At 70.9% G+C, this 19845-nt stretch carries 19 protein-coding genes; 9 read left to right on the forward strand and 10 right to left on the reverse strand.

Annotation, left to right across the window (positions count from 1 at the left end):
- Window positions 1-46: 46 nt before the first annotated feature.
- Complete coding sequence (locus AC07V5_RS08815) at window positions 47-529, forward strand: Lrp/AsnC family transcriptional regulator (RefSeq protein ID WP_495115268.1); 483 nt, start codon at window positions 47-49, stop codon at window positions 527-529.
- 21 nt (window positions 530-550) lie between these two features.
- Here AC07V5_RS08815 and AC07V5_RS08820 read toward each other — a convergent pair whose 3' ends face one another.
- Window positions 551-1630, reverse strand: coding sequence for an alkene reductase (locus tag AC07V5_RS08820; protein ID WP_495115668.1), 1080 nt, complete (start codon window positions 1628-1630; stop codon window positions 551-553).
- 105 nt (window positions 1631-1735) lie between these two features.
- On the opposite strand from AC07V5_RS08820, the gene AC07V5_RS08825 reads away from it, so the two are divergent.
- The 3 genes from AC07V5_RS08825 (at window position 1736) to AC07V5_RS08835 (ending at window position 4000) form a co-directional block, all read left to right on the forward strand.
- Window positions 1736-2620, forward strand: a complete 885-nt coding sequence (locus tag AC07V5_RS08825; protein ID WP_495115269.1) for a LysR family transcriptional regulator — start codon at window positions 1736-1738, stop codon at window positions 2618-2620.
- A gap of 32 nt (window positions 2621-2652) precedes the next feature.
- Window positions 2653-3249 (forward strand): RNA polymerase sigma factor, encoded by a 597-nt coding sequence (locus AC07V5_RS08830; protein ID WP_495115270.1) that lies wholly within the window; start codon window positions 2653-2655, stop codon window positions 3247-3249.
- A gap of 109 nt (window positions 3250-3358) precedes the next feature.
- The gene (locus tag AC07V5_RS08835) at window positions 3359-4000 is read left to right on the forward strand and encodes a PEP-CTERM sorting domain-containing protein (RefSeq protein ID WP_495115271.1); all 642 of its coding nucleotides are present in this window, start codon (window positions 3359-3361) and stop codon (window positions 3998-4000) included.
- Here AC07V5_RS08835 and AC07V5_RS08840 read toward each other — a convergent pair.
- The 4 genes from AC07V5_RS08840 to AC07V5_RS08855 form a co-directional block, all read right to left on the reverse strand.
- On the reverse strand, window positions 3985-4827 hold the full coding sequence (locus tag AC07V5_RS08840; protein ID WP_495115272.1) for an HDOD domain-containing protein: 843 nt from the start codon (window positions 4825-4827) through the stop codon (window positions 3985-3987). The genes AC07V5_RS08835 and AC07V5_RS08840 overlap by 16 nt on opposite strands.
- 65 nt (window positions 4828-4892) lie before the next feature.
- Complete coding sequence (locus AC07V5_RS08845) at window positions 4893-5129, reverse strand: hypothetical protein (RefSeq protein WP_495115273.1); 237 nt, start codon at window positions 5127-5129, stop codon at window positions 4893-4895.
- A gap of 75 nt (window positions 5130-5204) precedes the next feature.
- On the reverse strand, window positions 5205-5396 hold the full coding sequence (locus tag AC07V5_RS08850; protein WP_495115274.1) for a hypothetical protein: 192 nt from the start codon (window positions 5394-5396) through the stop codon (window positions 5205-5207).
- 287 nt (window positions 5397-5683) lie between these two features.
- Entirely contained in the window at window positions 5684-6259 is a 576-nt protein-coding gene (locus AC07V5_RS08855; RefSeq protein WP_495115275.1) for a hypothetical protein, read from the reverse strand.
- 64 nt (window positions 6260-6323) lie between these two features.
- Here AC07V5_RS08855 and AC07V5_RS08860 point away from each other — a divergent pair, with 64 nt between their 5' ends.
- Together AC07V5_RS08860 and AC07V5_RS08865 are read left to right on the forward strand one after the other, a co-directional pair.
- Window positions 6324-6887: an SRPBCC family protein gene (locus AC07V5_RS08860; protein WP_495115276.1), complete on the forward strand. Its 564-nt coding sequence runs from the start codon at window positions 6324-6326 to the stop codon at window positions 6885-6887.
- A complete protein-coding gene (locus tag AC07V5_RS08865) occupies window positions 6884-7321 on the forward strand; it encodes a GNAT family N-acetyltransferase (protein ID WP_495115277.1) in 438 nt (145 codons plus the stop codon). The genes AC07V5_RS08860 and AC07V5_RS08865 overlap by 4 nt, the downstream gene beginning before the upstream one ends.
- Before the next feature lies 1 nt (window position 7322).
- On the opposite strand, the gene fusA is transcribed toward AC07V5_RS08865, so the two are convergent.
- Window positions 7323-9380, reverse strand: coding sequence for an elongation factor G (gene fusA / locus AC07V5_RS08870; RefSeq protein ID WP_495115278.1), 2058 nt, complete (start codon window positions 9378-9380; stop codon window positions 7323-7325).
- Window positions 9381-9448: 68 nt separating this feature from the next.
- Here fusA and AC07V5_RS08875 point away from each other — a divergent pair, with 68 nt between their 5' ends.
- Both AC07V5_RS08875 and AC07V5_RS08880 read left to right on the forward strand, forming a co-directional pair.
- Window positions 9449-10855, forward strand: a complete 1407-nt coding sequence (locus AC07V5_RS08875) for a M28 family metallopeptidase (protein ID WP_495115279.1) — start codon at window positions 9449-9451, stop codon at window positions 10853-10855.
- A gap of 356 nt (window positions 10856-11211) precedes the next feature.
- A complete protein-coding gene (locus tag AC07V5_RS08880) occupies window positions 11212-12399 on the forward strand; it encodes a PQQ-dependent sugar dehydrogenase (protein WP_495115280.1) in 1188 nt (395 codons plus the stop codon).
- A gap of 4 nt (window positions 12400-12403) precedes the next feature.
- On the opposite strand, the gene AC07V5_RS08885 is transcribed toward AC07V5_RS08880, so the two are convergent.
- On the reverse strand, window positions 12404-14206 hold the full coding sequence (locus AC07V5_RS08885) for a hypothetical protein (RefSeq protein ID WP_495115281.1): 1803 nt from the start codon (window positions 14204-14206) through the stop codon (window positions 12404-12406).
- A 569-nt stretch (window positions 14207-14775) separates the two neighbouring features.
- Entirely contained in the window at window positions 14776-15225 is a 450-nt protein-coding gene (locus tag AC07V5_RS08890; protein ID WP_495115282.1) for a hypothetical protein, read from the reverse strand.
- 211 nt (window positions 15226-15436) lie between these two features.
- On the opposite strand from AC07V5_RS08890, the gene AC07V5_RS08895 reads away from it, so the two are divergent.
- Window positions 15437-17947, forward strand: coding sequence for an EAL domain-containing protein (locus AC07V5_RS08895; RefSeq protein WP_495115283.1), 2511 nt, complete (start codon window positions 15437-15439; stop codon window positions 17945-17947).
- Here the strand turns inward: AC07V5_RS08895 and AC07V5_RS08900 are convergent.
- Both AC07V5_RS08900 and AC07V5_RS08905 read right to left on the reverse strand, forming a co-directional pair.
- Window positions 17944-18285, reverse strand: a complete 342-nt coding sequence (locus AC07V5_RS08900; protein ID WP_495115284.1) for a hypothetical protein — start codon at window positions 18283-18285, stop codon at window positions 17944-17946. The two genes, AC07V5_RS08895 and AC07V5_RS08900, sit on opposite strands and share 4 nt — an antisense overlap.
- A gap of 135 nt (window positions 18286-18420) precedes the next feature.
- Window positions 18421-19842: a CHASE3 domain-containing protein gene (locus AC07V5_RS08905; RefSeq protein ID WP_495115285.1), complete on the reverse strand. Its 1422-nt coding sequence runs from the start codon at window positions 19840-19842 to the stop codon at window positions 18421-18423.
- Window positions 19843-19845: the final 3 nt, after the last annotated feature.

The following is a 19845-nucleotide window of genomic DNA, read 5'->3' on the forward strand; positions in this document are numbered from 1 at the left end:
AGACTGTAGGTGGGGCCACCAGCCGGCAGGCTGCACAATTTCCCGCATGGACGCCCCCACCGAGCTCGACGCCATCGACCGCCGCATCCTGCGCGCGCTGCAGCAAGACGGCCGCCTGACCTATGACGCGCTGGCCGCCGAGGCCGGGTTGTCGTCCTCGGCCGTGCTGCGCCGCGTGCGCCGGCTGGAGGAGGCGGGCGTCATTGCGTCCTACGTGGCGCTGGTACCGCCCGAGCGCATCGGCCTGGGGCTCACGGCCTACCTGAACGTGCGGCTGGAGAAGCAGACCGACAACCCGCTGCGCAACCCACGCGACCTCTTCCGCGCCGCGGTGCAGACCTGGCCCGAGGTGGTGGAGTGCGCGGCGCTCACCGGCGAGATGGACTACCTGCTGCGCGTGCTGGTGCAGGACATGCAGCACTACGCGCGCTTCATCAGCGACACCCTGCTCAAGCACCCCAGCGTGCAGGACTGCAAGACCAGCTTCGTGCTGGAGCGGCTGAAGAACACGACGGCCGTGCCGGTCTGAGCGCGGCCGTCGGGGGCCGCCTCAGGTCTGGGGGCGAAGCGCGTGGCCGAGTTGCGGGTAGTCGACATAGCCCTCGGCGCCGGCGCTGTAGAAGGTCTCGCGCGCCGGCGTGTTCAGTGGCGCGCCCATGGCAAAGCGTTGCTCCAGGTCGGGGTTGGCCAGGTAGGCGCTGCCGAAGACGACGGCATCGGCGCGGCGGCGGCGGATGTGATCCTCGGCGCTGGCCTGGTCCAGCCCGCCGCCCAGCAGATAGGTGCCGGGGTAGAGCGGGCGCAGATGCGCGTGGTAGTCGAAGCCGGAGGCGCCGGTGGCCACATGCAGATAGGCCAGGCCCAGGTGGGCAACCTGCTGCACGAGGTAGGTGTAGGTTTCCTGCGGCGTGTCGTCGCGCACGTCGTTGAAACCCATCTCGGGGTTGATCTTGAGACCCACGCGGTCGCCGCCCGCCACCTCGGCCATCGCGGCCAGCACTTCCAGCATGAAGCGGGCGCGTTTGGCGATGCTGCCGCCGTAGCCGTCGGTGCGCTGGTTGGTGGCTGAGGACAGGAACTGCTCCGGCAGATAGCCCGACGCGCCATGCAGCTCGACGCCGTCGAAACCGGCCTCCATTGCGCGACGCGTGGCCTGGCGGTAGTCGTCGACGACGGCGGCGATCTCGTCGGTGGCCAGTGCGCGCGGCTCGACGAACTCGGCCGGGCCGCTGGCCAGATAGACCTGGCCCGCCGCCTTGACGGCGGACGGCGCCACGGGCTGGGCACCGCCGGGCAGCAGCGACGGGTGCGAGATGCGGCCGGTGTGCATCAGCTGCATGAAGATGCGCCCGCCCGCGGCATGGACGGCGGCCGTGACCTGCCGCCACGCAGCCTGCTGCTCGTCCGTGTGCATGCCCGGCGTGCGCACATAGCCCTTGCCCATGGGCGACGGGAACACGCCCTCGGTGACGATGAGGCCGGCGCCGGCGCGCTGGGCGTAGTAGCTGGCGACGAGGTCGGACGGCACGCCTGTCGTGTCGTCGGCGCGGCTGCGCGTCATCGGCGCCATGACGAGGCGGTTGGGCAGCGTCAGGCGGCCAACGCGGACGGGGGTTTCGAGAGGCTTCATGAACAGGCTCCACAGGGTGGGTTGGGGTGCCTTCATGGTTGATTGCTTCGCATTTGGGATAAATAAGCTACAACGAAAACTCTGATCCATTGATGGAGCAATGCCGTGGAGCTGCTGGGCAACATCGAACTCTTCGTGGAGGTGGCCCGGGCCAAGGGCTTCCGGCGCGCGGCGGACCTGCTGGGCATGCCGAACTCGACGCTGTCGCGCCGCGTGGCCGAGCTGGAGAAGCAGGTGGGGGTGCGGCTCTTTCACCGCACGACGCGCAAGGTCGAGCTGACCGAGGCCGGCCGCGCCTATTTCCGCCGCTGCGAAGGCCTGGTGGCCGAGGCCCGCTCTGCCCATGAACAGCTGCAGGAGGTGGCCGAGCGGCCCAGCGGCACGCTGCGCGTGTCCATGCCGGCGGACCTCGCCATCACGCTGCTGGCCGTGCCGCTGCGCGAGTTCGCCGAGCGCTACCCGTTGATCGCTTTCGAGCTGGACCTGAGCTCGCGCCGCGTGGACCTGGTGGCCGACGGTTTCGACCTCGCCATCCGCCTGGGTGAGCCACCGGCCACGCCCTCCACGTTGATCGCGCGGCGCCTGGGCCAGACCTCGCGCGAGCTCTACGCCTCGCCGGCCTATCTGCGCCATGCGCCGCCGCTGGAGCAACCCGCCGACCTGGCCCACCACAACTGCCTGCTGATGCTCAGCGGCAGCCCGCAGCAGTGGGCGCTGCACGCTGCCGAGGAAAGCGCGACGGTGGGCGTCACTGGCCGCTACGTGATGAACAGCCTGGGCATGTGCCGCGCGCTGGCTCGCCTGGGCCTGGGCGTGGCGGCGTTGGGCGAGCCTTACGTTCGCGACGAACTGCGCACCGGTGAACTGCAGCGCGTGCTGCCCGGCTGGGCGCTGGCGCCGCTGCCCGTGTACGCGGTGACCGAGTCGCGCCTGCTGCCGTCGCGCGTGCGGCTTTTCGTTGATTTCATCGCCGCCGCGCTCAGCGGTTGAACCGTGACGCCGGCCGGCGGAATTAACCGGCCATGGCATCCGCCCACCTGAACGGTCCCGGCTCCACAACCTGCTTGCCCGAAGCGGCGGAGTTGTTGCGCTGCCTGCCCAGGCTGCGCCGCTACGCGCGGTTGCTGCGACGCAATCGCGAGGACGCCGACGACCTGGTGCAGGACACGCTGGAGCGCGCCTGGTCGCGCGCCGGCCTGTGGCAGGGCGTGGGCGACATGCGCACCTGGCTGTTCAGCATCATGCACAACCTGCACGTCGACGCGCTGCGCCGCGGCCGCCTCGACACCGTCGACCTGGATGAGCGCATCCCCGAGATCATCGTCGCCGCGACCCAGGCCGAACGCTTGGCGCTGCGCGATCTGGACACGGCGCTCACCGCGCTGCCGCTGGAACAGCGCGAGGTGCTGCTGCTGGTGGCGCTGGACGGCATGGCCTACGCCGAGATCGCGCTGGCGCTGGGCATTCCGATTGGCACGGTGATGTCGCGGCTGTCGCGCGGCCGCGAGCGGCTGCGCGGGCTGATGGACGCCGGCGCCGGCCGCGCCCGCGTGCTGCCACGCCTGCCGCCGTGCATCCAACACGCCGACACCGATGCCCGGCGCGGCTTCAGCTTCTAGGGGGTGCGGGAATAGCCCGCCTCGCCAGCCGTCCACGCAGGGTGGGCCGCGACTGCTCCGATTGACTCGATTGCCCTTGATTCACCGTTTTCCAACCCAGGAGTTCAGCATGCGTTTTCTTGTCTCGACGTCCGCAGCACTTGCGCTGCTCGCCGCGCCACTGGCCAGCTACGCCCTCGACGGCATCACCGACCCGAAGGGCGACTTCCTCGCCACTTTTGCGGGCAGCAGCGCGAGCAGCGACCTCGACGTGCTGGCCGCCAGCGTCTTCTACAACCCGTCTACCGACATCTTCACGCTGACGGCGACGCTGGACGGCAACGTCGGCAGCACGGCCACGGGCTTCTACGTCTGGGGTGTCAACCGTGGCGCCGGCACGGCGGGCTTCAGCAGCCTTGGCATCAACGGCGTGCGCTTCGACCGCGTCATCATCCTGCGCCCCGACGGCACGGGCACGGTCGCCGGTGTTGGCGCGCTGCCAGGCGGTTCGATCACCATCAGCGGCAAGACCATCACCGGTACGGTCAGCGGCAGCCTGCTGGCCAGCACGGGCTTCGTCAACAAGCTGGACTACACCTTCAACCTGTGGCCGCGCGACGGTGCCTTTGCCGGCAACGCCGCCATCTCGGACTTCGCGCCCAACAACGCCAACTTCACGGCCACGGCGGTGCCGGAACCCGGCACGGCGGCGCTCGGTGCGCTCGGGCTGACCGCGCTGCTGGCCTGGCGCCGGCGTCAGTCGAACTCGTGAAGCAGCTTCAGCGCGTGGGCTTCGCCGAGGTTCAGTAGCTCGGCGATGTCGTGCAGGTCGTCCGGCACGCCGGCGTCGTCCCAGCCCCGCGCGGTGTGCCGCGCCAGGCGCACGGCGAGTTGCACGCAACGCACTTGCGGGTCGCGCGCGTCCTTCTCGCTGGTGATGCGCGTCAGCAACTCCGGCAGATGCCAGCGCCGCATCAGCGCCTGTTCCAGGTCAGCCAGCGTGATGCCCAGCACCTCGCGCTGCGCGGCTGCGCTTCGCAGTTGCCGGTCGGCATCCTGCAGCGCGGCGATGTTCAGTGCCAGGTCCGGCGCGTGAACCCACAGCAGCATCTCGGCAAAGTCGTGCAGCAGCGCGGCGCTGTGGATGACGGCGGCGTCGGGGTCGGCGCGGTGGGCGGCAAAGCCCAGTGCGAAACGCGACGAGCGCTCCGCGCGTTGCATCACGCGTGACAGGCCGAGCAGTGCCTCGTCGTGGCCGGCGAGCACCGTTTCCAGCGTGGGCTGGGGGCCGAAGCTGCGGAAGAAGGGCGAGATGCCCGTCAGCACCAGGGCCGCGGTCACCGTCTCGGCGTCGGCCCTGAGGCCGGCATTGCGGCTGCGACGCTGCTCGCTGGCGTGCACCAGCACCTTCAGCGTCATCAACGGATCGGTGGCCATCATCTCGCCCAGGCTGTGGGCGTCGACGTCGTCCTCGGTCGCTCGCATGTGCTCCAGCGACTCGGCCGTCTCGGCCAGCACCGGAATCTCGGCCCGCGCAAAAGCTTCAACCCAGGCTTCCAGGCTGGGCAGCGGGCGGGTCAGGCGCAGGCGGTCGGACATGCGCAGATGCTAGGCCTGGACGGGGCTGCCTGCTCGTCGGAGGCAGCCCCGTTTTGCGGCTCAGTTCACAGCCTGCGCACGCCTTCCAGCTGGGCGGTCAGTTTGCCGTCGACATACAGCGCCCCTTCGGGCGCGCCGGCTTCGGCATAGAACTCCAGGTGGTTGCGGGCGCGCCGGCGGCGGTAGGCCGGCGAGAACACCAGCCGGACGGCGCGGGCTGCGCGCTTGACGCGGGCCCAGCGGCGGGCCCAGGCTGCGTGGGTTTCGGCGGCATCGGGGCCGCTCAACTCGATCAATCTCATGAGGGTCTCCTTGGCACCGGGCCGGCCCTCATGACATGGATCAGTCATGGCTGAGGGGCGAGCGGTGCGCTGTTGTCAGGGGCTGTCGTCGGGGAATCGGTCGCGCAGCAGGCGTCGCAATTCGAGGCGGGCTTGCTGGCGCTGGGCATGGGCGTCGTGTGCGCTCTGGTGAGCGCCGGCCTGGCGTTTCATGGCCGGGGCCACCAGCGGATTTCGCGGCTTGAGGGCCTTGATCTGCATGGGACGCGGGGAGGTGAACTGGGGCATGGCGTGCTCCTGTGGGTGCCGCTCGCGGGCGGCGGGCAATGCAGCGGCTCGGCCCGGGGTGGCGCCAGCGTTTGCGGGGATGGTTGGGTGCCCGGGGCTTGCGCTCGAGGCAAGCGGGCCGGGCGGGTCAGAGGCTTGGGGTGTGCGACCTCGCTGTGACGGGAGAACTGCAACACGTCACAACTTGCGCAAATGATAAACAAACGTTGCTCTTGCGCAAGCGGTTTTTATCCAACACCCCCTAACCTTGAGGAGGCCGTCCGTCCAATGACGGATGCGCGGAAGGATCAGCGCTTCTTGGATTTCAGCGGCGCGACGCGGGCCTGCAGCTTGCGCCACTCTTCGAGCTCGGCCTGCGGGCTGGGCGCGGGCGCCTTCACGGGCGCAGGTGCCGGCGTAGCCGTGGGCGTCAGCACCTCGCCGAGCAGGTCCAGCAGCCGCGTGCGGGCGCGCTGGGGGTGGCGTCGGTAGTAGGTCAGCACCAGGCCGATGATGAAGCGCTCGTCGTCGTCCCGCGGCAGGCTGGGCGAGTCATCCACCGCTGGTGCCGTAGCAGGAGCCGCAGCAGGTGCGGTGGGCGCCGCTACGGTGGCGAAAGCACCGTGTTCAATGTCCATCCAGCCCGGTTGCTTGTGGCAGAGCTGCTCGAACTGGCGCGCCAGGCGTTCGCCGATCTGGCGCGAGCGGCCCTTGATCTGGCTCCAGTAGCTGGGCTGGATCTGCAACCGCTCGGCAAAGCGCCGCTCCAGGCCACGCAAGGTGGCCGCATCGGCATGTTTGACGGTGGCGCTGACGAACTCTTCGAACAGCCGCATCGCGTTGTCCAATCGGATCTGCGCGACGTCGCGGGGGGCGGTGGGCATGGGGAGCAATGATAAATTGTCTTTACCTCGGGCCTCGGCCCGGCTTTCGCACCTGGAGATCTGCATGCGAGTTCTTGCCGGTTTGCTGCTCAGCCTTGCCGTTTTGGCGACGTCGGCCGCCTCTGCGGCCGAACGTGCGCTTGATAAAGAAGTCGTCATCAAGGCCGGCCTCGACCAAGCCTGGGCCGCCTGGACGACGAAGGAAGGCATCACCAGCTTCTTCGCGCCCGACGCCGAGATCGATGCCCGCGTCGGCGGCGCCTTCCACATCTTCATCAACCCCTACGGGGCCGCCGGCAGCAAGGGCGCCGACGAGATGCGCTACCTCGCGCTGCAGCCGCAGAAGATGCTCAGCTTCGACTGGAACGCCCCGCCCAGCTTGCCCGAGGTGCGCCAGCAGCGCACCGTGGTCATCGTGCGTTTCGAGGCGGTGGATGACAAGACCACCCGCGTGCGCTTGCACCACGTCGGCTGGGGTGACGGCGGCGAATGGGACAAGGCCTATGCCTATTTCGACAAATCCTGGAGCGTCGTGCTGGGCAACCTGCAGAAGCGCTTCGACAGCGGGCCGGTCGACTGGACCGACTGGCTCAAGCGCCTGAGCCCGCCCAAACCGACGGGCGCGTGATCAGAGTTCGCGCAGCCACAGCCGCCGACGCTGGCGACCTGCAGGCCATCTACGCCACCTGCATCAGCAGCGCCGACTGGCTGCCGCCCGCCGCGCGGCAGTCGCCGGTGTTTGCCGACGTGTCCCAGGGCGAGACCGTGCTCGTCGCTGAAGACGCCAGCGGGCGGCCCGTTGGGCTGCTGGCCATCCAGACGGCCGACCCCTTCGTTCACCACCTCTTCGTGCTGCCGCAGGCGCGCGGTGCCGGCGTGGGCCAGCGCCTGCTGGCGGCCTTGCGCGACAGTGGCCTGCCGCGACCCTGGCGGTTGAAATGCGTGCGCCTGAATGTGGCGGCGCTGAGCTTCTATGCCCGCCTGGGCTGGCGCGAGGTGGGCGGTGGCGAGTCCGAGCACGGCGCCTACGCGCTGCTGGAATACCGCGACCCGCCGGGCTGAACTACTCCGCCTCGTCGCCCGCCTTGTAGGCCCCGACGAGCGCGGCCTGCGTGTTCGGCGGCACGGCCTCGTAGTGCGACAGCAGCAGCGTGTAGCGCCCTTCGCCCGCGGTGATCGCGTTCAGCCGCGTCTGGTAGCTGGCCAGCTCGGCCAGCGGCGCCAGGCCCTGCACGATGAGGCTGCCGGGCACGGCGGCGCGCGTGCCGTTGACCTGGCCGCGGCGTGAGGCGAGGTCGCCGGTGATGTCGCCGATGCCATGCTCGGGCGCGGTGATCTCGACCTGCACGATGGGCTCCAGCACCAGCGGCCGGGCCTCGCGCACGGCCTCGATCAGCGCGCGGCGGCCGGCGGTGACAAAGGCGATTTCCTTGCTGTCCACCGAGTGGTGCTTGCCGTCGTAGACGACGACGCGCAGGTCCACCAGCGGGTAGCCGGCGATGGCGCCGCTGGCCAGCGCCGAGCGCACGCCCTTCTCGACGGCCGGCATGAACTGGCCCGGGATGGTGCCGCCCTTCACCGCGTCGACGAACTCGAAGCCCGCGCCCCGCTCCAACGGCTCGACGCGCAGGTAGACCTCGCCGAACTGGCCCGCGCCGCCGCTCTGCTTCTTGTGGCGGTAATGGCCCTCGGCCGGCGCCGAGATCGTCTCGCGGTAAGCGATGCGCGGTGGCTCGGTCAGGACATCACCCTTGTAGAGCTCGCGCAGCCGCTCCAGCAGCAGGCGCAGGTGCAGCTCGCCCAGGCCGTACACCAGCGTCTGGTGCGTCTCGCCTGCCTGCTCGATGCGCAGGCAGGGGTCTTCGTCTACCAGCCGGGCCAGCACTTCCCAGAGCTTTTGCTCGTCGCCACGCCGCGCCGGGCTGATGGCCAGGCCGTGCACCGGCGTCGGGAAGTCCAGCGGCTTCAGGTAGATGTGCTCGTCCTCCTGGGCGTCGTGCAGCACCGCGTCGAAGGCGAGGTCGTCCACCTTGGCGATGGCGCAGAGGTCGCCGGGCAAGGCTTCGTCGATGTCGACATGCTTGGCGCCCTGCAGCATGAAGAGGTGGCCGACGCGGATGGGCTTGCGTGCATGGCCGACGAAGAGCAGGCCGCCCTTGGCGACGCGGCCCTGGTGCACGCGCATGACGCCCATCTTGCCCAGGTACGGGTCGGCCACGATCTTGAAGATATGGGCCAGCACATGGCCGGCTGGGTCGGGTTGGGCGGGGTAGGGCGCTGGCTCGGTGCCCTTGCCTTCCAGGAAGGGTGGCGGGTTGCCCTCGGCGGGGTTGGGCATCAGGGCCTCGATGGCCGACAGCAGCTCGCCAATGCCGGCGCCCGTCTTGGCCGAGCAGAAGCAGACCGGGATCAAGTGGCCCTCGCGCAGCGCCTGCTCCAGCGGCGCGTGCAGCTCGCGTGGGTCGACGTCGCCGTCGGTCAGGTAGCGGTCCACAAACGCGGCATCCACCTCGACGACCTGCTCCACCAGCGCCCGGTGCGCATCGGCCACGGACGAAAAATCGGCGTCACCTGACGCCGCGAAGAAGCAATCGGCGACGCGCTTGGCGCCGTCGGCCGGCAAGTTCAGTGGCAAGCACTCCTTGCCGAAGACCTCGCGAATCTGGGCCAGCAGCGCGGGCAGGTCGGTATCCGGGCAGTCGATCTTGTTGACGACGATGAGCCGCGTCAGCCCGCGCTCGCCGGCGGCGGTCAGCAGGCGCTGGGCCATCAGCTCGATGCCGTTCTGCGCGTTGATGACGACGATGGCCGTGTCCGCCGCCTCCAGCGCGGGCAGGGCCTGGCCGACGAAGTCCGGCGCGCCGGGGGTGTCGATGGCGTGCACGCGGATGCCACCGTGCGTGAAGTGCGCGAGGCTGGACTGCAGCGAATGGCCCAGGCGCCGCTCCAGCGGGTCATGGTCGCTCACCGTGCTGCCGCGCTCGATGCTGCCGGCCTGCGGGATGGCGCCGGCGTGGGCCAGCAGCGCGTCCAGCAACAGCGTCTTGCCGGCCGCGGCCGGCCCGACCAGCGCGACCGTTCGGATCGTGCTCACTCGCGAATCCAGGCTTGAAGCGCTCATCGGACCTCCTCGGTGTGGGGCCCAGCGTAGAAGAAGCCGGGCAACCCGGCAAGGGCAGAATCGTTTGCATGCAACCCCGACTGATCGCCCTCACCCTCGCCCTGCTCGCCGCCACGGCCCAGGCCCAGCCAACGCCGGCCGAGGAACTGAAAGCCATGCTGGCCGAGGTCAGCCCGGCGCGCATCGAGGCGCGCATCCGCAAGCTGGTGAGCTTCGGCACGCGGCACACGCTGTCCGACCTCGCCTCCGACACCCGTGGCATCGGTGCCGCGCGGCGCTGGATCACGGCCGAGCTGTCCGCCTGCTCCAGGGTCGCCGGTGGGCGGCTGCAGGTGGAGGAGCAGAGCTTCATCGAGCCGGCCGGCACCCGCATGAACCAGCCGACCGAGCTCGTCAACGTCGTCGCGACGCTGCCGGGCCGTGGCGCGAGCAAAGGCCGCACCCTGGTCGTCAGCGGCCACTACGACTCGCGCAACAGCGACGTGATGGACGCGCTGGGCGAAGCGCCCGGCGCCAACGACGACGCCTCGGGTACGGCGGCCGTCATGGAGCTGGCCTGCGTGATGGCCCGGCGGCAGTTCGACGCCACCATCGTCTTCATGACCGTGCCGGGCGAGGAGCAAGGCCTGCTCGGCGCCGCGCAATGGGCGCGCGAGGCGCGGGCGGCGAACACCAACGTCGAGGCCATGATCACCAACGACATCATCGGCAGCTCGCGTGGCGATGCGGGGCAGCACGATGCCAAACGCCTGCGCCTCTTCGCCGACGGCCTCGACCCGCTGGTGCGCCTGCTGACGGCGGCCAACGCCAACCGTCCGGCCAGCGACACCGACGCCAGGTCCGTCGCCGCGATGCAGGCTGAGCTGCTGCCGCTGCTGCAGGCCGGCGGCAACGAAGACCTGCCCACCCACCAGCTGGGCCGCCACCTGAAGGCCGCCGCCGAGGCCGCCATGCCCGGCTTCACCGTGCAGCTCATCCAGCGCCGCGACCGCTATCTGCGCGGCGGCGACCACATCCCCTTCCTGGAGCGCGGCTACGCGGCCGTGCGCATCAGCGAGCCCTTCGAGAACTTCGCCCACCAGCACCAGAACCCCAGGACCGAGAACGGCATCGTCTACGGCGACCTGCCCGAGTTCGTCGACTTCGCTTTCGTGGCCGACGTGACCCGCGCCAACCTCGCGGGTCTGGCGACCCTGGCCTGGGCGCCCGCGCCGCTCAAGGGCGTGAAGCTGGACGCCCGCGAGCTGACCAACGACTCGACGCTGGAATGGCCAGCCAGCGACGACCCCGAGGTCGCCGGCTACCGCATCGTCTGGCGCGACACCGACTCGGCCGCCTGGCAGCAGTTCAAGGACGTGGGCAAGGCCACGCGCGTGACGCTGCCGGTGTCCAAGGACAACGTCGTGTTCGGCGTGCAGGCCGTGTCGAAGAAGGGGTTTGCGGGCTTGGCGAGCTTTCCTCTACCGCGCCGGTAGGTTGGCTCGCAGGAGCACGGATAGGCCTGATGCTGCGTTGCTCGGGCCAGAGGCCCGATCCTTCGCCAGGCACAAACAGTCCTCAGGACTGTTTGTGTCCGGGCTCAGTCCCCCGGGCCGCTACGCGACCCTCCGCCTTTACCTTCGCATCAGGCCTACCCGTACTCCTGCCCTTCGTTGCACTTGGTTGTCGCGACGAAGACCGCTGGTGGATAAGCCAGGTTGCCGTTGCCCGCCCGGCTTACGGCTGGCAACAAGACCCGGCTTGAATTCGACGCGGATGTGACATCCGCACGTCAGCCAACCGCAACGCCTGCTTACCGCTCGGCCCTGCGCTTGGCGCCATCATCGGCGGCATGAGCGCGACTGCACGCACCCTCCTTGCCGGTCTCGGGATGCTGATCGGCATTGCCGGCTGCGGTGGCGGGGGCGGTGGGAGTGAGCCTGGCGCCGTGGTCTCGCCGGCTGTGCCCCCGCCGGCCGTGCCCGCACCGGCTGGGGCGCCTTCAGTCACGGCCCAGGCCGTCACGCTGTCCAACCCCTGGAGCCTGGCCCAGCTGCCCGATGGCGGCTGGCTGGTCACGCAGCGTACGGGCGGCGTCGTGCGCGTGGCTGCCAACCTGGCCGGCAGCCAGGCCCTCAGCGGCGCGCCCGCGGTGGACAGCGCCGGCCAGGGCGGCCTGCTCGATATCAAGCTGGACCCCGACTTTGCGACCACGCCGTGGGTCTATCTGAGCTATTCCGAGCCCGGCAGCGGCGCCGACGCGGGCAAGGCCGGTACGGCTGTCGCGCGGGCTCAGCTCGTCGGCAATGCGCTGCAGGGGCTGACGGTCATCTTCCGCCAGGCACCCAAGGTCAGCGGCGGCGGCCACTACGGCTCGCGCCTCGTGTTCGCGCGCGACAAGACGCTGTTCGTCACGCTGGGCGAGCGCCAGCTCGGCAGCCCGGCGCAGGACCTGGCGCAGACGCTGGGCAAGGTCGTGCGCATCAACCGTGACGGCAGCATCCCGGCCGACAACCCTGTCTTCGCCGGCGGCGCGCGGGCCGGCATCTGGAGCCTGGGCCACCGCAACCCGCAGGGCGCGGCCCTGCATCCGGTGACGGGTGACTTATGGGTCGGCGAGCATGGCCCGCAGGGTGGCGACGAGATCAACATCGCGCGCGCCGGTGCCAACTACGGCTGGCCCACCGTCAGCTATGGCTGCAACTACGGCGACCCGGTGGGCGACGGCTGCCGCCTCGGCAACGGCACACACGCACCGCGCTTCGTCGAGCCGCTGACGTTTTGGGTGCCGACCTCCATCGCTCCCGCCGGCATGGCCTTCTACGGCGGCGCGATGTTCCCCGAGTGGCAGGGCAATCTCTTCGTCGGCGCGCTGGCCGGCCAGGCGCTGTGGCGGCTGACGCTGGCGGGTGACACCGTCGCCGGCCGCGAGCGCCTGTTTGCCGACCTCGGCGAGCGCATCCGCGACGTCAAGCAGGCCAGCGATGGATCGTTGCTGATGATCGCGGACAGCGGCAAGCTGTACCGCGTGAGCCGCTAGCCAGCTAGCAAGGCAGCCCGGACGTCTGCGCCGAGCAGGACTGGCTGTCCAACTGCAGCACCAGGCCATCCTGCGTGCGGCCGGTGATGCGCAGCAGCTTGTAGGTGTTCTCGGCCAGCGCGGCGTTGCCCAGCGACACGGTCAGTGCGGCGGCCGTCGCGCTGCCGGCCAGCTCCAGTTCGGCCAGTTTGCTGCTGCAGGCCGTGTCGGTGCACAGCAGCGCGCGGTTCACCGCGAGGCCGCTGCGCGGGAAGGTCCAGATCGGGCCGTAGTTGACCTTGGCATTCACGGCGCCCTTCAGCGAGGCCAGCGCGGTGCTTGATGCCGCCGCCACCGCCGGCCAGGGCTGGCCGCTCTGGCTAGTGGCGGCGATGGGCAGCAGGCCCGCCACATCGACGCTGATGGCGTCGCCATCCAGGCCGCCGAGCGGCGCGCCGCACACGCTGTCCTTGTACAGCTCGATCTTCAGCGCCCGGCCGACACGCGCGAAGTTGCGTGCCACGGCGTCGCCGTCGGCGCCGCTGCTCACCGGCACGCTGACGATGTTGTTGCCCCGCGTGGCGCCGCTGAAGACGTCGAGGCTGGGGGTCGCGTCGTTGCTGCTCACGCTCCACAGGCTCAGGTACTCGCCGTTGCCGGCTTTCTTGAACAGGGCCAGCGGTACGTCGTTGCCACTGCTGTCTTTCTGGCTGACGCGGGCGCACTGCAGCACGCCGCCGCCGCTCACGCCGACGGCGGGGATGCTGACGTCGAGATAGCGTGCATAGCCATCGGGTGCCGCGCTGTCCACGCGGCGCGTCAGCACGAGGCGGGTGGCGGCCGTTGCCTGCACCTCCAGGCGGTTGCCGAGGAAGGCCCAGCCCGCGGGCCGCTTCACGGCGACCTGCTCCACGCCCAGGCGGCGCTGGAAGCCCTTGGCCGTCACGTAGACCAGGTCGACGCGGCACAGCGGGTCGCCGCTGCCGATGCTGCAGCGGCCCAGCGTCGTGGGCAGCAGCTTGCCGCCGAACAGCACCTCGCCTTCGCCCAGCACGCCGTTCAGCCGCAGGCAGATGACCTGCGCCGACTGGGTGGGGCCCACGAAAGCCGACGAGACCGGGTCGATGCTGGCGCGCACGTTGGCGTCGAACAGGGTGGCCAGGCCGCTCTGCGCGCTCTGGCAGGCGTTGTTGTTGGCCGTCGCGGCGATGAGCTTGGTGAACAGCCCGTCCAGCCCGGTCAGGTCCACCCCGCCGGCTCCGGCGTCGAAGCTCAGGCTGCCCTGGGTGGTGCCGGGTTCCAGATAGGCCGTGCCGGCCCCCAGGCGCGCGCCCAGGGATACGAAGGCCTTGGTGTCGGCCCCCAGGCCGACGGCGATGGTGTCCAGCACGCGGTCGTAGCCGGTGTGCGAGCCGGGCGTCAGCGCGCCCGTCAGCAGGTCGAAGTCGCTGGCCAGGCCGGCGTCGGTCAGGGCGGGCGCGATGGCGGTGCGCAGCTGGGTCTGGGCGCTGGCCAGGGCCGCGTCGGTCAGGGTGCTCAGCGCGCCGGTCATCAGCGTCTCGGGCGACAGGCCGCTGGCCAGCACCGTCACGGCGCTGCTCAGCGGCGTCAGGTTCAGCGTGCCGCCGTTGTTCGTCACGCCCCAGACGCACAGCGGCTTGTCACCCACGCTGCCGCAGGCCTCAACGCGGAAGGGGCCGGTGCCGCTCAGCGTGACGGGACCGTAGGCGCCGGTCGAGGCCGTCACCGTCTTGCCTGTGGCGATGGCCTTGCCCGTGGGGTCCAGCACGCGCACGGTGGCACCGGTCAGCGACAGGCCAGCCGCCACGACGCCGGATACCGGCGGTGGGGGTGGTGGGGGCGGCGGCGGTGTCGGCGTGGGCGACGGGGCGGGGCTGGGGCTGGGGCTGGGCGAAGGACTCGGGCTGGGGGAGGGACTCGGGGAGGGACTGGGAGACGGACTAGGGCTCGGGCTGGGCGCCGGGCTCGGTGAAGGAGACGGGCTGGGCGACGGCGACGGCGAAGGGCTTGGTGACGGTGACGGGCTGGGCGACGGACTGGGCGTCGGCACAGGTACCGGCATCGGCAGGGGGCTGGGCGTGGCGGCCGGCGGGGGCGGCGTGCTGACGTCGGGCGCGGGGCTGCCGCCACCGCCGCCGCCACAGGCGGCCAGCGCCAGCAGCATGGGCCAGGCAAAAGCCGAGGCCGAGGCGCGGCGCGGGGCCGGCGGCGGGGTCAGCAGGGGCAGGGAGGGGGAGAGTGCGGAGTCGGGCATCCGGGCCAGCCGCACGGGCGCGGCACAACGGTCAGGGTCTGTCCGACTTTAGGCCGCCAGCCGCCCCGGCGGTGGCCGGAACTGCGGGGCTGGCGCGGCCATTTACCGCCTATTGCCGCCGATCAGTCGCGGTCGTGGCCATGCCCGTGGCCGTGCCCGTGACCGCGGTCATGGTCGCGCCGGTCGTCACGGCGATGGTCGTGCCCGCGGCGGTCGTCGCGGTGGACGATGACGTTCTGGCGGTACCAGCCGTCCTCGACGAAATACACCGGCGCACCGCAGGCGCCGTAGCGACGGCAGTTGTGGCGCCAGTCGCGGCGATGCTCGGGCGGCACCCACAGATAGACGGGCTCGGCGCGGTAGACCGGGCGGCCGACGTAGACGGGCTGCGGCGCGATCAGCACCGGCGCCGGGTAGCGGCCGACGTCGACGCGGCCATACAGGCCCGGTTGACTGAAGCCGATGGACACGCCGACATCGGCGGCATTGGCCACCGGCAGGGCGGCCAACCCGGCCAGGCCCAAGGCAGCAGGGGCGAGCCAGCGGATAAGGGGGTTGCGGCGGGTGGTCATGAAGTTCTCCTGAGTAGCGCGGCAGTGCCGCTGCCATCAGTGAACGCGGGAGAGGGCGTTTCGGTTGTCGGCCCAGCGTCGCGGAGCTTGTAGGACAACCGGCGAGAGCCGCGGGTGCGGCGTTGTCCTACACGGCAGCACCAATGCTGCCGACACCGGGAAACGGCCCCTGGGCCAATGCTTGCTCGTCTTGGCGACGGAGCATGCATTGATGAGCGAATCCACGGCCATGTCGGCCGCCCAGCTCGCGCTGGCGCAGAACGCGCGCTTTCTGGAGCGCTGCAGCCGGCTGGCCGGCGTCGGCGCCTGGGAATGGGAAGCCGACACGGGCAAGCTGACGCTGTCGGATTCCGCCTGCGAGCTGCTGGGCCTGCCGGCCGGCCAGGTGCCAACGCTGACGGCCCTGCTGCAACGCTTCGGCCCCGATGGCGCGGCCATGCTGGATGCGGCTCTGCAGCGCGCTGCCAGCGATGGCCAGGGGTGGGATGTGGAGCTGCCGGCCGAGACCCACGTGTCTGGCAAGCCGGGGCGGCGCGTGCTGCGCGTCGTGGGCCGGCCGGACGAGGGCGAGACGGGGCACCGTGTCGGCGTCGTCATGCTGGACGTCAGCGAGCCGGCCGAGGTGCGCGCCGAACTGGAACGCACGCTGGAGCGCTTGGCCTTGGCCACGCACGGCGGCGGCATCGGCGTTTGGGACCTGGACCTGCGCGCCGGCCATCTGGCCTGGGACGACGTGATGTGGCGGCTGCATGGCGAGACGACGCATGGCCAGCAGGTCAGCATGGCGCGATGGCGCCGGCGCCTGCATCCGCAAGACCGCGGCGCTGCCACCGAAGCCGTGCGCGCCGCGCTTCGTGGCGAGCCGCAGCTGGAAGGCGAATGGCGCGTCTGCTGGCCCGACGGCAGCGTCTATGTGCTGCGCGGCTCGGGCCGCGTGCTTCGTGACGCCGCGGGCCGGCCGCTGCGCCTGTCGGGCGTGTGCTGGGACGTCAGCGAGGCGCGCCGGCTGCAGCAGCAGTTGGAGGAGCAGCACGAGCTGCTCGAAGTGACGCTGCAGTCCATCGCCGATGCGGTGTTGACGACCGACGCCCTCGGCCGCGTGACCTGGCTCAACCCGGTTGCCCAGCGCCTGACGGGCTGGTCCGCCGCCGAGGCGCGCGGCCAGCCGGCCCGCCTCGTTTTCGTCGCCCAACGCGAAGAGGGTGGCGAGCCGTTGGTCGATCCGGTGCAGCGCTGCCTGGCCAGCGGCCGCCCGACGCGCCTGGCCGCTGGCGCCGTGCTGCTGGGGCGCGACGGTGAGCTGCGTGCCGTGGACGACTCGGTGGCCCCCATCCGCGACGCCGACGGGCGCGTGCTCGGCGCCGTCCTCGTCTTCCGCGACGTGACGCAGCAACGCCGCCAGTTCGACGAGATCCGCTGGCGCGCCAGCCACGACGGGCTGACCGGCCTCGTCAACCGCGTGGAGTTCGGCCAGCGCCTGGCGCGCACGCTGGAGCGCGCCAAGCGCGACGGCAGCCACCACGCGCTGCTGGCCTTCGACCTGGACCGCTTCAAGCTGGTCAACGACCACTGCGGCCATGCCGCCGGCGACGAGGTGCTGCGCGAGGTGGCGCGCAGGCTGGAAGCCGGCGTGCGCGGCCGCGACACCGTGGCCCGGCTGGGTGGCGACGAGTTCGCGGCCATCCTGGAGAACTGCTCGCTGGACGAGGCCCTGCGCGTTGCGCAGAAGCTTTGCGACGCGATGGACCAGTACCGCTACGTGCACGGTGAGCAGCGTTTTCGCATCGGCACCAGCATCGGCGTCGCGCCGCTGGACGGCCGCTGGCCCGATGGCGACACGGCCCTGCGCGAGGCCGATGCCTGCTGCATGACGGCCAAGGAGCAGGGGCGCAACCGCGTGCGGGTCTGGGCGCCGGACGACGCGACGCTGCGCGCCCACCAAAGCGAGCACCGCTGGGCCACGCGGCTGCAGCAGGCGCTGGACGAGGACCGCTTCGAGCTCGACCTGCAGCGCGTGCTGCCCGCCCAGGGCGAGGACGACGGCCGCCTGCGCGGCGAGCTGCTGCTGCGCCTGCGCGAGCGCGACGGCAGCCGCGTGCTGCCGGGCGCCTTCATGCCGGCGGCCGAACGCTTCCACCTCGCGCCGCGGCTGGATCGCTGGGTGCTGCGCCAGGCGGTCGAGTTGCTGCAGCGCGGTGGCTCGCCCGAGATCGCTTCGCTGTCCGTCAATGTGTCGGCGCTGACGCTGCAGGATGCCGCCTACCACCAGGAGGCGCGTGCGCTGCTGACCGCGCTGGGCCCGGCGCGTGCGGCGGCCCTGTGCATGGAGATCACCGAGACGGCCGTCATCACCCAGCTGGACGAGGCGGCGCGCTTCATCAAGCAGATGCAGGCCCTGGGCGCTCGTGTGGCGCTGGACGACTTCGGCGCCGGCTCGTCGTCCTTCAGCTACCTGAAGGTGCTGCCGGTGGACCTGCTGAAGATCGACGGCCAGTTCGTGCGCGCGCTGATGACCGACCCGCTGGACCAAGTGGCGGTGCGCAGCTTCGTGGATGCGGCGCAGACGCTGGGCCTGACGACGGTGGCCGAATGCGTGGAGACGCCCGAGGTGCTGCTGGAACTGGTGCGCCTAGGCGTTGGCGAGGTGCAGGGTTTCCTGCTGCACCGGCCGCAGCCGGTGGCCGACGTGCTGGCCGGGATCGAAGAGGCCGTGCCGGCCTAGCGGGCCTCGACGGCGGGCTGGGAAGCCGCCAGCGCCTGGGCCATCACGGCGTCGTCAGTGGGCGGGAGTTCGCGGCCGTCGGCCACGGCGCGCAGAGACACCTGCAGCCCGCGTGACAGCTGGGCCTGCCAGTCCTTCAGCGTCTCGCCGGCCCGCTGCATGGAGGCGCTCAGCTGCACGTCCAGTGGCCGCGGGTCGTCGATGAGGTTGAGGCCGGCCGTGGCGCCGAGCGCAGTGACGGTGACGACGATGGCCAGCGCGTGGGCTTGCCGGGTGTGCAGAGAGGGCGAGATGGCGTCGGCATCGCGTGAGACGACGGGCATTTTCGGCAATGGCATGGCCCTCTCCTTGAGTGCGTACGAGCGGTGCGTCGGCTCGGGGTGCCGCTCGCTGGACTCAAGTTTCTGTGGCGGTCGGGCAGCGCCATGTCGGCCCGGGCAGGCTTGGCCTGTAGGACTAGCGGAAGACGGGCGTCAGGACTGGACCGGCCCGCCCAGCTCGCCCGGCACCGTGAAGGGCAGCTCGGGCTCCGGCTCGGGGTCTACCATCGGCAGCCGCGCCAGCACCAGCGTGCCGCGCCCCGGGGCGGAGAGCAGCTGCAGGTTGCCGCCCAGGCTTTCGATGCGGTAGCGCATGCCCAGCAGGCCGTGGTGGCCGGCGCCCACGGCCTCGGGGTTGAAGCCGCTGCCGTCGTCGCGGATGTGCAGCTGCAGCCAGCCATCGGTCTCGTTCAGCGACACGCGCACCTGCTTGGCCTTGGCATGGCGCAGCACATTGGTCAGTGCCTCCTGCACCAGGCGATACAGCGCCAGCCGGCCTGCGTCGTTGGTGGGGACGTCCTCCAGATCCAGGCTGAGCTGCAGCCCGGAGCGCTGGGCGAACTCCTGGGTCAGGATCTCCAGCGCCGGGATGAGGCCGAGGTTGGACAGCGCCGAGGGGCGCAGGTCTTCAATGATGCGGCGCTTGAGCGCAATACCCTGGTCGAGCAGCTCGCTCATGTGCTTCAGGCGCTCGTCGATCTCGGGCGCGGCGGTCTTCGTCATGCGGCGGATGCGCGCGACGTCGAGCTTGGCGGCTGTCAGCAGGGCGCCGAGTTCGTCGTGCAGCTCGCGGGCGAGGTGGGCGCGCTCGTCCTCGCGCACCGTTTGCAAATGCTGTGCGAGCTCGGTCAGCTCGGCGGTGCGGCGCGCAACCTCGCGGTCCAGGCGGTCGCGCTCCTGTGCCAGTTCCTGGGCGTGTTCGCGGCGGGTGCGGTGCAGGGCTTCGTTGCGCCGCAGGAAGATGGCCAGGCCGAACAGGCTGATCAGCGTCAGCCCGTGCACGCCGATGCGGCCATAGGTCAGGGAGCGGAAGACGGCGTCGCGTTCGGTGGCGATCTGGGTCAGCTCATGGCGATCGAGCTGGGCGACGGCTTCGCGCACGGCCTGCATCTTCTCGCGGCCGATGTCGGACTCGACCAGCCCGCGCCAGGCCGTGTCGGCGCCGTCGCGGTAGAGCTTGACGACGAGTTGCAGCTCGGAGAGTTTTTCGCTGGCGCGCCGGCTGGCGTCTGCCACCAGGGCCTCCCACTCGGAGCTGGCGTACTGGCCGCGCAGGCGCGACAGCACGCTGGGCAGCTCGCGCTCGGCCAGCTGGATGGGGGCGAGGTAGTCGTCACGGCCCGTCAGCAGATAGCCGCGCTGGGCGGTCTCGGCGTCGGTCAGCAGCTCGCGCAGGCGCAGGCCGTCGTTGCGGGCGATGTGGCGGGCCTGGGATTGCTTGAGCGCCTCGTCGGCACCCCAGAAGGCGGCTTCGCTGACGCCCATGACGGCCGCGGCCGCGAGTGCGGCAAAGCCGACGGCCAGGCCGCGATTGCGGCTGGCGCCTTCCAGCCAGGGGTCGAGATGACGCAGCACGGG

It is taken from the genome of Roseateles sp. GW821-FHT02E12, assembly GCF_059421665.1.

What these genes read in the sequence shown, in the direction of transcription:
- AC07V5_RS08815 (WP_495115268.1), top strand. Translation starts at nt 47, where the DNA reads ATGGACGCCCCCACCGAGCTCGACGCCATCGACCGCCGCATCCTGCGC.
- AC07V5_RS08820 (WP_495115668.1), bottom strand. Translation starts at nt 1,630, where the DNA reads ATGAAGCCTCTCGAAACCCCCGTCCGCGTTGGCCGCCTGACGCTGCCC.
- AC07V5_RS08830 (WP_495115270.1), top strand. Translation starts at nt 2,653, where the DNA reads ATGGCATCCGCCCACCTGAACGGTCCCGGCTCCACAACCTGCTTGCCC.
- AC07V5_RS08835 (WP_495115271.1), top strand. Translation starts at nt 3,359, where the DNA reads ATGCGTTTTCTTGTCTCGACGTCCGCAGCACTTGCGCTGCTCGCCGCG.
- AC07V5_RS08840 (WP_495115272.1), bottom strand. Translation starts at nt 4,827, where the DNA reads ATGTCCGACCGCCTGCGCCTGACCCGCCCGCTGCCCAGCCTGGAAGCC.
- AC07V5_RS08845 (WP_495115273.1), bottom strand. Translation starts at nt 5,129, where the DNA reads ATGAGATTGATCGAGTTGAGCGGCCCCGATGCCGCCGAAACCCACGCA.
- AC07V5_RS08850 (WP_495115274.1), bottom strand. Translation starts at nt 5,396, where the DNA reads ATGCCCCAGTTCACCTCCCCGCGTCCCATGCAGATCAAGGCCCTCAAG.
- AC07V5_RS08855 (WP_495115275.1), bottom strand. Translation starts at nt 6,259, where the DNA reads ATGCCCACCGCCCCCCGCGACGTCGCGCAGATCCGATTGGACAACGCG.
- AC07V5_RS08860 (WP_495115276.1), top strand. Translation starts at nt 6,324, where the DNA reads ATGCGAGTTCTTGCCGGTTTGCTGCTCAGCCTTGCCGTTTTGGCGACG.
- fusA (WP_495115278.1), bottom strand. Translation starts at nt 9,380, where the DNA reads ATGAGCGCTTCAAGCCTGGATTCGCGAGTGAGCACGATCCGAACGGTC.
- AC07V5_RS08875 (WP_495115279.1), top strand. Translation starts at nt 9,449, where the DNA reads ATGCAACCCCGACTGATCGCCCTCACCCTCGCCCTGCTCGCCGCCACG.
- AC07V5_RS08880 (WP_495115280.1), top strand. Translation starts at nt 11,212, where the DNA reads ATGAGCGCGACTGCACGCACCCTCCTTGCCGGTCTCGGGATGCTGATC.
- AC07V5_RS08890 (WP_495115282.1), bottom strand. Translation starts at nt 15,225, where the DNA reads ATGACCACCCGCCGCAACCCCCTTATCCGCTGGCTCGCCCCTGCTGCC.
- AC07V5_RS08895 (WP_495115283.1), top strand. Translation starts at nt 15,437, where the DNA reads ATGAGCGAATCCACGGCCATGTCGGCCGCCCAGCTCGCGCTGGCGCAG.
- AC07V5_RS08900 (WP_495115284.1), bottom strand. Translation starts at nt 18,285, where the DNA reads ATGCCATTGCCGAAAATGCCCGTCGTCTCACGCGATGCCGACGCCATC.